Source organism: Nocardia testacea NBRC 100365 (genome assembly GCF_000308775.1).
GTDB lineage: Bacteria > Actinomycetota > Actinomycetes > Mycobacteriales > Mycobacteriaceae > Nocardia > Nocardia testacea.
Genome location: NZ_BAGJ01000140.1, coordinates 1 through 12,180, shown reverse-complemented (window position 1 = coordinate 12,180; position 12,180 = coordinate 1). Strand labels below are relative to the sequence as shown.

General features: G+C 67.2%; 10 protein-coding genes. 5 read left to right on the top strand and 5 right to left on the bottom strand.

Features of this window, described 5'->3' with window-relative positions; all coding sequences use genetic code 11:
* Positions 1-29: 29 nt before the first annotated feature.
* From ON38_RS19480 to ON38_RS19470, 3 genes are all read right to left on the bottom strand, one after another.
* Positions 30-1,184 carry a ferredoxin reductase gene (locus tag ON38_RS19480; RefSeq protein WP_373281236.1) on the bottom strand — a complete coding sequence of 385 codons (1,155 nt, stop codon included), beginning with the start codon at positions 1,182-1,184 and terminating at the stop codon, positions 30-32.
* A 164-nt stretch (positions 1,185-1,348) separates the two neighbouring features.
* Complete coding sequence (locus ON38_RS19475) at positions 1,349-1,852, bottom strand: DUF6912 family protein (protein WP_039826312.1); 504 nt, start codon at positions 1,850-1,852, stop codon at positions 1,349-1,351.
* Between the two features lie 10 nt (positions 1,853-1,862).
* Positions 1,863-3,272 (bottom strand): WS/DGAT/MGAT family O-acyltransferase, encoded by a 1,410-nt coding sequence (locus ON38_RS19470; RefSeq protein ID WP_039826311.1) that lies wholly within the window; start codon positions 3,270-3,272, stop codon positions 1,863-1,865.
* Positions 3,273-3,579: 307 nt separating this feature from the next.
* Between ON38_RS19470 and secA the strand changes: the two genes are divergently transcribed.
* A complete protein-coding gene (secA, locus tag ON38_RS19465; protein WP_039826310.1) occupies positions 3,580-6,426 on the top strand; it encodes a preprotein translocase subunit SecA in 2,847 nt (948 codons plus the stop codon).
* Between the two features lie 88 nt (positions 6,427-6,514).
* Here the strand turns inward: secA and ON38_RS19460 are convergent, their stop codons facing one another.
* On the bottom strand, positions 6,515-6,901 hold the full coding sequence (locus ON38_RS19460) for a DUF732 domain-containing protein (protein WP_039826309.1): 387 nt from the start codon (positions 6,899-6,901) through the stop codon (positions 6,515-6,517).
* A 378-nt stretch (positions 6,902-7,279) separates the two neighbouring features.
* On the opposite strand from ON38_RS19460, the gene ON38_RS19455 reads away from it, so the two are divergent.
* Positions 7,280-8,359, top strand: a complete 1,080-nt coding sequence (locus ON38_RS19455) for an ABC transporter substrate-binding protein (RefSeq protein ID WP_039826308.1) — start codon at positions 7,280-7,282, stop codon at positions 8,357-8,359.
* A gap of 55 nt (positions 8,360-8,414) precedes the next feature.
* On the opposite strand, the gene ON38_RS19450 is transcribed toward ON38_RS19455, so the two are convergent.
* Positions 8,415-9,191, bottom strand: coding sequence for an ESX secretion-associated protein EspG (locus ON38_RS19450; protein WP_039826307.1), 777 nt, complete (start codon positions 9,189-9,191; stop codon positions 8,415-8,417).
* A gap of 100 nt (positions 9,192-9,291) precedes the next feature.
* On the opposite strand from ON38_RS19450, the gene ON38_RS19445 reads away from it, so the two are divergent.
* From ON38_RS19445 to ON38_RS19435, 3 genes are all read left to right on the top strand, one after another.
* On the top strand, positions 9,292-10,122 hold the full coding sequence (locus tag ON38_RS19445; RefSeq protein ID WP_039826306.1) for an ABC transporter ATP-binding protein: 831 nt from the start codon (positions 9,292-9,294) through the stop codon (positions 10,120-10,122).
* Positions 10,115-10,993 (top strand): ABC transporter permease, encoded by an 879-nt coding sequence (locus ON38_RS19440; RefSeq protein WP_039826305.1) that lies wholly within the window; start codon positions 10,115-10,117, stop codon positions 10,991-10,993. The genes ON38_RS19445 and ON38_RS19440 overlap by 8 nt, the downstream gene beginning before the upstream one ends.
* A gap of 10 nt (positions 10,994-11,003) precedes the next feature.
* Positions 11,004-12,180: LLM class flavin-dependent oxidoreductase (locus ON38_RS19435; RefSeq protein ID WP_039826304.1), on the top strand; the 1,177-nt coding region annotated here is incomplete at its 3' end.

The window sequence follows — 12,180 nt, the reverse complement described above, 5'->3', positions numbered from 1 at the left end:
GAGTCCGTCGCCGGGTGGACCGTCTCCGGTCACATATCCAATGTGCAGTCGCCCGCCGCGGCGGAGATGCACGTCTGTACCTTTTCTCCTTCGAACCGCTCCGTGCCGTTGCGTAGATCGCGGGCATGTCCCGAACTCAAGGTGACCACACAGGTCTGGCAGATACCCATCCGGCAGCCGAACGGCAGCTGAACGCCGGCGGATTCCCCGGCTTCCAGCAGGGTGGTGGCGCCGTCCACGGTGACCGTGCGGCCGCTCTTGCCGAAGGTGACGGTGCCGCCCTCCGTGGTGGCGGACCGCTCCACCTCGAACCGCTCCACGTGCAGCGCCGATTCGAGACCGGCCTCCTGCCAGTGCTTCTCGACCTCGTCCAGCATGCCCAGCGGACCGCACGCCCACGCCTGACGCTCCCGCCAATCCGGATAGAGCTCGTCCAAGGCGGCGGTGGCGAACTTGCCCTTCTCGCCGGTCAGGTGGATATGGGAGACGAATCCGGGATGCCGCGCGTGCAGTGCGTCGAGTTCGTCGGCGAAGATCACGTCCTCGGCGGTGCGCGCCGAGTGGATGTGCACCACATCGGTCACCGCGTCGCGACGGTCCAGTGCGCGCAGCATCGACATGACGGGAGTGATGCCGGACCCGGCGGTCAGGAACAGCACCTTCGGCGGCGGCGGGGAGGGCAGCACGAACGCGCCCTGCGGGGCGGCCAGCCGCACGATCGTCCCGGACGACACCCCGTTGACCAGGTGGCTGGACAGAAAACCCTCCGGCATCGCCTTCACCGTGATGGCGATGACCTTCTTGCCGTAGCGGGGATCGTCCCAGTCGGGCGGGCTGGTGAGCGAATAGGAGCGCCAGTGCCAGCGACCCTCCACCAGGATCCCGATACCGATGTACTGCCCGGGTTCGTAGCGGAAGTCGAAGCCCCAGCCGGGCTTGATGACCAGCGTCGCGGAATCGGCGGTTTCCTTGCGGACGTCGACGACCCGGCCGCGCAGTTCCCGGGCCGACCACAGCGGGTTGGCCAGATGTAGATAGTCGTCGGGCAGCAGGGGCGTGGTGACCCGCGCCACCGCCCCTCGCAGCAGATTCAGTTTGCCGCCGCGTTCGGCGATACCGGCCGCCGGTGCCTCCAGCCAGTTCTTGACACCGCGCACCGTCATCGCGTTCGGTTTCCTGCCCATTTGCGTTGTTCGTCTCCTGTGGTCTCACGCGCCCGGAGCGCGCCGTGGCACCAGGTTACGGCATCGTAGGTTGTCGCGGGGAGCCCAGGTGAACAGCGCCCGCGGACCCGGTTGCGGCTCACAGCGAGCGGCCGCGTCGGCGGTTCCCGGTCACAAGGGCCGGTTCAGAGCAACTCGACGAGGAACGGCAGCTCCTGAGTGGCATACCAGGCCAGCTGATGGTCCTCGGCGTCGCCCAGGACGAACTCGGCGTCCTCGTCACCGAGGTCGGCGGCGTCGATGATCTCGACCGCCCGGGCCACTGCCGGCTCGGCTTCGGCGAGGTCCACATGAACCGAACCGACCCGCTCGTACTCGATCGGTCCGTCCAGTTTCACCACCGCGTCGTCCAGGTCCGGGCGCAGGGTCGCGCCGTCGACATCGACCGCGATCACCGCGCGGCGGTACATCGGGGTGGTGGAACCGTGCACCTCCTCGGCCAGCAGTCGCAGGGCCGCGCGCGCCGCCTCGGCCATGGCGACCTCGGCCAGCTCTTCGTCGTCGCCCGAGGCGTAGGCCTCGCGGAGCGCGGGCGTGAGGGCGAAAGCCGTCCCGCCGACCGCGTGCAGTACGCGTTTGTCCACGAGCTCGCGCAGCATCGGCACGGTGGCCGGCACGTACACGCGCATGGTCTTGCGGTCAGAGGCAGGCACCGAGTAACTCCTCCATCGATTCGGGTACCGACGCGGCCAGAACTCCGATATCGGCCATCGCCTCGCGGTCGGCGTTGAGTCCGTAGCAGACCCGCCCGTCATAGGACGTGATCCCGATACTCGTCGCCTGATTGCGCAGCAGTGGCGAAACCGGGTACATCTCCAGCATCCGCGCGCCGCCGACGAACATCGGCGTCTGCGGGCCCGGCGCGTTGGTGATCACCAGATTGAACGTATGGTCTGCGAACGTACTCGCCGCCCGCACGCTCATCGCGTGCAGGCTGGCCGGAGCGAAACCGGCGAGGTGCACCAGGGTCGAAGCCCGCACGGCGTGCCGGCCGCGAGCGTCCTCGGCCGTGGCATGGGCGATATGGGACAGCCGCATCACCGGGCTGGGCTCGCCGACCGGCAGGTCGATCAGGAACGGGGTGATCCCGCTGGGCAGGGTGCGTCCGGTGCCCGGCTCCCCGCTGTATCCCGACATCGGCACGACCGCGCGCAGCACGCTCGATTCGGTCAGGCCCTTGTTCCGCGACAGCAGCCAGTTGCGCAGCGCGCCGGTCACCACCGTCAGGACGACATCGTTGATCGTGCAACCGGCCTGCTGGTGCACCCGTCGGTAACCGTCGAGCTCGGTGACCGCGACGGTGAATCTGCGCTGCCGGGAGGTACGCGCGTTCAGCGGACTGTCCGGCGTGCCGCTGGCCGCCGATCGCACGGCCGCCAGCGCGCTGTCCACCGTCCGTCCGGCCGTCCCGACGAAACCGGCGGTGCCCGCGCCCACCTCGCGCAGTACCTCGACCGCCGAGCGGGGCTGGGCCACCAGGTGTCCGAGGGCACCCAGCAGGAGATCGGCGTCACTGGGCTCGCGGCGCGGGATCCACGCGTCGTCGGCCACCTCGCGCGGGGACTCGGCCCCGTCCACGACCACATGGCCGATCTCCAGCGCGGCGTGGCCATCGACCAGGGCCGCGTGCGATTTCGTGTAGATCGCGCACCGGCCCCCGCTCAGCCCCTCGATCAGGTACATCTCCCACAGCGGGCGGCCGGGGTCCAGCGGCCGGGAGCCCAGCCGGGCGGTCAGTTCGTAGAGCTGGTCGTCGCTGCCCGGTGAGGGAAGGGCGGACCGGCGCAGATGGTAGGTGATGTCGAAGTGGCTGTCCTCGACCCAGACCGGCCGGCCCAGCGACAGTGGGATCTCGCGGACCTTGCGGCGGTAGCGGGGCACCAACGGCAGGCGTGACTCGACCAGGTCGACCAGGCCCTGGTAGTCGAGGATCGGCCCGCCGTCGTCGCCGGTGTTGTCGAGAACGGCCAATGACCCGATATGAACCGGGTGGGTGGTCGCTTCCAGCCGGAAGAAGTCCGCGTCCTGCGGTGTCAGCTTCGCTATCACCCTGGTGTCTGCCCCTTCGGAGTCCGGAAACCGGTCTCCATTGTGACCAGGTAGTACCTGTTCCCGCACCATTGTGTGTGATATTCCGATATGTAATTCGAAGGCTTGCGCGTGAGCGCGAGGTGATATAGCCGGCGCGGGCCCGACCGGCCGCCGAATGTCGAACGAGGCACACTGGCCGGGTACGCGGCGGCGCCTACCATGGGAGCCGCATTACCATGAAGCAAGCTGCGGCTTCGTGGCCCGTCGCCGGGCCGCGCGCCGCCGACATCGGAGCCGAAACCGACCCAGAGGACTGACGAGACTCGTGCCTGCGCTGACACTGACGAGGTTGCTACGTTTTGGTGAGGGTCGCATGGTCAAGCGCCTCTCCCATCTCGCCGACGAGGTGATCGGACTCGAAGGCGACTACGAGGACCTCACCGACAACGAGCTGCGCGCCAAAACCGACGAATTCCGCGAACGCTACGCCGATGGGGAATCGCTGGACGACCTGCTGCTCGAGGCGTTCGCCGTGGCGCGGGAGGCCTCGTGGCGGGTGCTGCAGCAGAAGCACTACAAAGTGCAGATCATGGGTGGCGCGGCGCTGCATCTGGGCAATATCGCCGAGATGAAGACCGGTGAGGGCAAAACCCTGACCTCGGTGCTGCCGGCCTACCTGAACGCGATCGGCGGCGACGGCGTGCATATCGTCACCACCAACGACTACCTGGCCAAACGCGACTCCGAGTGGATGGGCCGGGTACACCGCTTCCTGGGCCTCGAGGTCGGCGCGATCCTGGCCGGTATGACGCCGCCGCAGCGGCGCGAGGCGTACGCCGCCGACATCACCTACGGCACCAACAACGAATTCGGCTTCGACTATCTGCGCGACAATATGACCCATTCGCTGGACGATCTCGTTCAGCGCGGCCACAATTTTGCAGTGGTCGACGAGGTCGACTCGATTCTGATCGACGAGGCGCGTACTCCGCTCATCATCTCCGGCCCCGCGGACGCCTCCAGCAAGTGGTATGCCGAATTCGCCCGGATTGCACCGCTTCTGAAAAAAGATCTCCACTACGAGGTCGATATCAAGAAACGCACCATCGGCGTGCACGAGGCGGGCGTGGAATTCGTCGAGGACCAGCTCGGTATCGACAATCTCTACGAGGCCGCCAACTCCCCGCTGGTGAGCTATCTGAACAATGCCGTCAAGGCCAAGGAGCTCTACACCCGCGACAAGGACTACATCGTCCGCGACGGTGAAGTGATCATCGTCGACGAGTTCACCGGGCGCATCCTGGTCGGCCGCCGCTACAACGAGGGCATGCACCAGGCGATCGAGGCCAAGGAAGGGGTGGAGATCCAGCCGGAGAACCAGACCCTGGCCACCATCACGCTGCAGAACTACTTCCGTCTCTACGACAAGCTCTCCGGTATGACCGGTACCGCCGAGACCGAGGCGGCCGAGCTGCACCAGATCTACAACCTGGGCGTCATCCCGATCCCGACCAACAAGCCGCCGATCCGTATCGACCAGGCCGACCTGATCTACAAGACCGAAGAGGCGAAGTTCAACGCCGTGGTCGACGATGTGGTGGAACGCCACCAGGCCGGGCAGCCGGTGCTGATCGGTACCACCAGCGTGGACCGTTCGGAGTATCTGTCCAAGCAGCTCACCAAGCGCGGTGTCCCGCACAATGTGCTGAACGCGAAGTTCCACGAGAAGGAAGCGCAGATCATCGCGGAGGCGGGCCGCCCCGGCACGGTCACCGTCGCGACGAATATGGCCGGCCGCGGTACCGATATCGTGCTCGGCGGCAACCCCGACATCATCACCGACACCCTGCTGCGCCAGCAGGGCCTGGACCCGGTGAACACTCCCGAGGAATACCAAGCGAACTGGTTCCACGCGCTGGAGAAGGTGAAGAAGCAGGTCGCCGAGGACGCCGAGGCGGTGAAGGAGGCCGGCGGTCTGTACGTGCTCGGTACCGAGCGCCACGACTCCCGGCGTATCGACAACCAGCTGCGCGGCCGGTCCGGCCGCCAGGGCGACCCGGGTGAATCGCGGTTCTACCTGTCGCTCGGCGACGAGCTCATGCGCCGGTTCAACGGCGCGGCGCTGGAGTCGATCATGACCCGGCTCAACCTGCCCGACGATGTGCCGATCGAGGCGAAGATGGTCTCCAAGGCCATCAAGAGCGCGCAGACCCAGGTCGAGCAGCAGAACTTCGAGATCCGCAAGAATGTGCTCAAGTACGACGAGGTGATGAACCAGCAGCGCACGGTCATCTACAACGAGCGCAACCAGATCCTGCGTGGTGAGGATATGGAAGGCCAGGTCCAGAGCATGATCACCGATGTGATCACCGCCTACGTGGACGGCGCCACCGCCGAGGGCTACGTGGAGGACTGGGATCTCGACAAGCTGTGGGGCGCACTGAAAACGCTCTATCCCATCACACTGAACCACCGCGACATCACCGGCGAGACCGAGGTCGGCGAGGCCGGTGAGATCACCCGCGAGGATCTGCTGGAAACCCTCCTCGACGACGCGCACAGCGCCTACGAGCAGCGCGAGGCCGAGATCGACGGTCTGGCCGGCGAGGGCAGTATGCGCACCCTGGAACGCCAGGTGCTGCTGTCGGTGCTGGACCGGAAGTGGCGCGAGCATCTCTACGAGATGGATTATCTGAAGGAAGGTATCGGCCTGCGCGCGATGGCCCAGCGCGATCCACTGGTGGAGTACCAGCGCGAGGGCTTCGATATGTTCGCCAACATGCTGGAGGGCTTGAAGGAGGATGCCGTCGGCATCCTGTTCAACGTCCAGGTGGAGGTCCAGCAGCCGCAATCGGACGGGGTCCAGGTGGGCCAGGGCCTGCGTTCCCCGATCGGCTCGCAGCCGGTGCCGCCGGAGAGCCAGTACCCCACCGAGAAGCTGCCGATCATCAACGGGGCGCCGCCGGCACTGCGCGCCCGCGGTATCGACGAATCGGGGCCGCGGGGCCTGAGCTATTCGGGCCCGGACGAGGGCGGCCGCACCGCGGTGCACAGCGACGCGGAGGAGTACGGTTCCGACGCGCCGACGCAGGGCACCCGGCGCGAGCGTCGCGAGGCGGCCCGGGCGCAGACGAAACAGGGCAGGGGCCCCAAGACTCGTCGTAAGCACTGATCTCGAAATCGACGGCGCCGCTCCCGTGAACCGGGAGCGGCGCCGCCGTATGGGAGAGGGCTCCCGGAATGCCGGGTGGGGGTGCGGCTCAGCCCAGCCGGGAGTGCTGCGGGCAGTAGGCGCCGACCGCGGCTTCCAGGAACAAGTAGGGGTATTCCACGAACGGCCGGGCTTCCTCGGCGAGGTAGGTGCGGTTCGCCGTGGTGTTGCCGGAGGTGCCGAGGTAATCGCACTGGGCGTGGGCGAGAGCGATCGCCGCGTCCTGGAGTGGGCGGGTTTCGTCGTCGAACGCACTGGCGCGGAGGAATTCCCGGTCGGCGAAAGGTAGCTGCGCGACGGAATCGTCCTTGCCCGCCGGGCTGTGCACACCCGCCGAACCCGGTCGCGAGGCGCCGGAGGGGTGTGCCGAGGCACTGGAGAAGCTGCCGAACACGAGCGCGGCGGTGACCGCGCCGATGACCAGAATTTTGAGCATCGTTCCTTCTGCGTTCGTTGGTGCGGGACGGGATAGTGGGGCAGCGGGCCCGCCACGACCGCTCGGACCCGGACTGTCGCGCCGACGTCTCGGTGCCGTCTCGGCCGAATAACGTCGGTGCGTGCCGCATGTTAACGCGGTGCGAAGCCAGTGGTTTGCTGATTCGCCGTGCGTCGCCGAACATCCCATCAATTTGCGTGATCGATTTTCGGAAATATGCGTTGACCGGCCTGTTCCGCTGGTCGGGCGCGTTCCGGAACGGCACACGGTTGTGCTCGGCTCGAGGCTAAGGGTTCGCAGCCACGCTCGCGGACCGCACGATAGCCGGGCAGCGCAACCACAGCACAAGGGGCAGAACCCATGCCAGTACGTCCGGAAATGATCCGAAGTCACCGACGGCCGCGGGCCGCCGGGTGCATCGCGGCGGTCACCGCCCTCCTGATGCTGCTGTGTGCGTGCGGTGCGGGCGGGCGGGCCGCCGAGACGGCCGACGGGAAGGCCATTCTCCGCTACCAGGGCTGGGCCGGGAAGGTGGGCTTCCACGAGCTGGCCGCCGACCTCGGCTACTACGACAAGATCCAGCTGGAGTGGGTGGGTGACACCACCAGCGGGCCGCAGGACATCCAGTCCGCGGCCACCGGGGATATCGAATTCGGGTCGGCGTTCAACGGCGCCGTCGTCAAGCTCAATGCGGCCGGTGCGCCCATCACCTCGGTGCTCAGCTCCTACGGTGCCGACGCGCACGAGTACACCGGGTACTACGTGCTGGAGAACAGCCCGATCCGGTCGGCCCGCGACCTGATCGGCAAGAAGATCGGTATGAACACCCTCGGTGCGCATCACGAATTCCTCACCCGCGAATGGCTGGCCCAGCAGGGACTCAGCCCCGACGAAATCAAGTCGGTACAGCTGGTGGTGGTGCCGCCGGTGAACACCGAGCAGGCACTGCGCGAGGGACAGATCGATGTCGCCACGCTGAACTCGATCCAGCGGGAGAGCGCGCTCGAGCGGGGCGGAATCCGGGCGCTGTTCACCGACCGGGATCTGTTCGGCGCGTTCAGCTACGGCACGTATGTGATGCGAGACGATTTCATCGCCGCCAACCCTGAGGCGGTGCGTGATTTCGTCCAGGGCACCGCGCGGGCGATCCGCTGGACCCAGATCCATCCGCGGGAAGAGGTGGTGGCCCGGTTCCTCGACATCATCCACAAGCGGGGCCGCACCGAAAGCGCCGAACCCGTGAAGTACTGGCGCAGTCCCGGTATCCCGGTGCCGGGTGCGGTGATCGTCGAACGCGAATTGCAGATCTGGATCGACTGGCTGGTCCGCAACGGCGAACTCGAAGAGGGCAAGCTGGCCGCCCGCGATCTCTACACCAACGAGTACAACCCGTACGCCAACGGGACCTACCCCGCCGACGGCGGGCCCGATGGACAAGCGGCGGCCGGTGCGAGATGAGCACTGAATCGCGGCCTGCCTCCGGAGCGAGTGCGAGAGGCAGGCGGCGTGGGCTCTACTCCTCGTGTTCCATATTCCGGTCCAACCGCAGGAGCACCTCGGCGATCTGATCCTGGGCCCACTCGATCATTCGTCTGGTGCCCATCCCGGTCGCCACCTCGACGTCCTGGTTCATCGGGATCACATAGCGCCCGTCGTCGGGCAGATCCCGCCAGCGCATTCCCATATCGACTCGGCCGCGCGGCCCGAACATGGATCGGCCCTGCAAGACCTGGATCGTCCCGGCCGCGGTCGCCGGTGCCGCGAGGAAGGCCGCGCTACGGTAGACCTCGTCGTCCTCGTATTCGTCATCGTCGGAGATCAGCGGGACGTAGGGCCGGGTATCCGGTGCGGTCGCCGGATCGACCAGCGTGACCTGCGGCATCCGCCCGGCCGCCGCCTCCGGCAGCGCGGCCAGGACCGATTCGGCGAGGGCGTGTGGATCGCAGGCGGTCACATCGAAACCACCGCTGTGCCAGAAGGTTTCACCGGGACGCTGGACGATCACGAAACCACGCGCCCGCTGCCGGACCGCGTGCACCCTGATCCAGCCGGTGGCCTCCTCGGGGTCCTGATCGTTCCAGGCCTTCGCCGTGATGGTGACATCCGGACGCGAGTTGGCGTCGGCCATGGCGTAGAGATCGTAATCGTCGCGGTCGTGTAGCGCGCGCAGCGTGGCGGCTTTCTCGATGCGGTAATCCGCGGCGAGCCGGGTCCGGCTGGTGTAGGTGAACGGCTTGTGGCCCCCGCGTCGATGGTTGCGGGTCGTATCGGCGGCGCACCGGGCCGGCATGTTCGACTCGCGGTGACGCAAAGGGTTCAGAGTTCACGGCCACGGCCGCACCATGGCGGGGAGCCCCAGCACCTGACGGACAAGCATTGGCCGGTGACATATGAGCAACACACCCAAACTTCGCCTGGCTCAGGTGAGTAAGAGTTTCCCGATCCGGGGTCGGCAGACCGAATTGACCGCTGTCGAGGACATCACCCTCGACCTCGCCGCGGGTGAGTTCCTGGTACTGGTCGGCCCCAGTGGTTGCGGTAAATCCACCCTGCTCGATCTGCTCGGCGGTCTCAGCACCCCGACCTCCGGCCAGATCCTGCTCGACGGCGCCCCGATCAGCGGCCCCGGCCTCGACCGCGGGATCGTCTTCCAGCAGTATGCCCTGCTGCCGTGGCGAACCGCCCGCCGCAATATCGAGTTCGGGCTCGAAGCCAAGGGGGTGCCGCGTGCCGAACGCCGGGAGCGCGCCGAGCACTACCTGGAGCTGGTGGGTCTGGCCGGGTTCGCGGACCGGTACCCGCACGAACTGTCCGGCGGGATGAAACAGCGGGTGGCGATCGCCCGCAGCCTGGCCTTCGACCCCGAAGTACTGCTGATGGACGAGCCGTTCGCCGCGCTCGACGCGCAGACGCGGGAATCGCTGCAGGACGAACTGCTGCGGATCTGGGAGCGCACCGGCAAGACGATCCTGTTCATCACCCACGGCATCGACGAAGCGATCTACCTGGGGCAGCGGGTGGCGGTGCTCACCTCCCGGCCCGGCCGGGTCAAAACGGTGGTCGACGTCGATATCGACCGCACCGCCGAGGACATCCGCTCCGGCGCGGAGTTCCGTGCGCTGCGCCACCGGATCTGGTCCCTGCTGCACGACGAGGTCGAACGCGCCCATTCGCTCGAACTCGCCGATATCTCGACAACCGAAGAGGTTCAGCATGTCTAGCGCACTCGCCACCGGCACCCTCGACGCGCCGCACGCCGCCGGGCCCGAGCCCGCCCTCGCCCGGCCCACCGCACCGGTGGGTATCCCGGCCCGTGGGCTGGGCAGGCGGCTGGCCGGGCTGGCCTGGCGGGTGGCGAAACCGTGGGTCGCGATCCTGGCCTTCCTGGCTCTCTGGGAGATCGCCCCCCGGGTGGGTCTGGTCGACAAGGTCTTCTTGCCGCCGTTCACCGAGATTGCCGCCACCTTCTTCGAGTTGGCCGGCAACGGGCAGCTCTGGGAGCACGTATCGACCAGCCTGTCCCGCGCGCTCACCGGATTCGTGCTCGCGGTGGCGATCGCCGTCCCGCTGGGAGTCGCGATCGCCTGGTACCGGCCGGTGGCCGATTTCCTCGAGCCGGTCCTCGAACTGTTCCGCAATACCGCGGCGCTGGCGCTGCTGCCGGTCTTCATTCTGGTGCTGGGCATCGGCGAGACCTCGAAGGTGGCGCTGGTGATCTACGCCTGCACCTTTCCGATCCTGCTGAACACCATCTCCGGGGTGCGCACGGTCGATCCGCTGCTCGTCAAATCGGCGCGCTCGCTGGGTTTCTCCCAGGTCGCGCTGGTCTACAAGGTGGTGCTGCCGGCCGCCGTACCCACCATCTTCACCGGTCTGCGGATGGCCGCGGCGTCCTCGATCCTGGTGCTCATCGCGGCCGAGATGGTCGGGGCCAAGGCCGGGCTCGGGTACCTGATCACCGCCGCGCAGCTGAATTTCCAGATCCCCGATATGTACGCGGGGATCATCGCCATCGCGCTGGTCGGCCTGATCTTCAACGCGATCCTGGTGTTCGTCGAGCGTCGGCTGTCCGGCTGGCGTGTAGCTCTCTAGACAGGTAGTGATGTCGCACCAACTCCATCTCAACGCGTTCCTCATGGGTGTCGGCCACCACGAAGCGGCCTGGCGGCATCCGCGCACCGAGGCGCGCAATGTGCTGCGGGTCGGCCATTTCCAGGAACTGGCGCGGATCGCCGAACGCGGCAAACTCGATTCGGTGTTCTTCGCCGACGGCCTCGCGGTGGGTCCCCGGATCGAACGCAACACCCAGGCGGTGTTCGAACCCATCACTCTGCTGTCGGCGATGGCCGTGGTCACCGAGCGCGTCGGACTCATCGCCACCGCGTCCACCGGCTACAACGAGCCCTACAACCTCGCCCGCAAATTCGCCTCCCTCGATCAGATCAGCGGTGGGCGGGCAGGCTGGAACATCGTCACCTCCGGAACCGCCGACGAGGCCGCCAACTTCGGCTACGACGAGGTCCCCGACCACGACGGCCGATATGTGCGGGCGGCGGAGTTCGTCGACGCCGCGACGGCGCTGTGGGACTCCTGGGAGGACGACGCGGTCGTGCTCGACGCCGAGACGGGGATCTTCGCCGATCCGTCGAAAGTGCACCCGATCGATCACCACGGGGAACGCTTCAAGGTGCGGGGTCCGCTCAATGTGCCGCGCTCGGCGCAGGGGCGACCCCTGCTGGTCCAGGCCGGATCCTCGACCGCCGGTAAGGATTTCGCCGGTCGCTATGCCGAGGCGGTTTTCACCGCGCAACGCTCCATCCCGGAGGGTCAGGAGTTCTATCGCGAGGTGAAGGCATTGGCGGCCGGCCACGGCCGTGATCCCGGCGAGGTATTGATCCTGCCCGGGATCGTGCCGTTCATCGCCGAGACCGAGGAGGCGGCGAAGCGGCTCGAGCAGGAGTTCACCGATCTGATCTCCCCGGAGTACTCGCTACGCCAGCTCTCCCAGATGCTCGGTCTGGACCTCACCGGCCACCCCCTCGACGCGCCGCTGCCGCCGCTGCCCCCGATCGAACAGATCCGGGGGAACAAGAGCCGCTACCAGCTGGTCAAAGATCTGGCCGCCAGGGAGTCGCTGACCGTGCGGAGCCTCATCGCCGCGCTCGGCGGCGGCCGCGGACATCGCACGATCGCCGGGACTCCGGAACAGATCGCCGACGATCTGCAGGCCTGGTTCGAGGCGGGTGCCGCGGACGGCTTCAATGTGATGCCCCCGTACC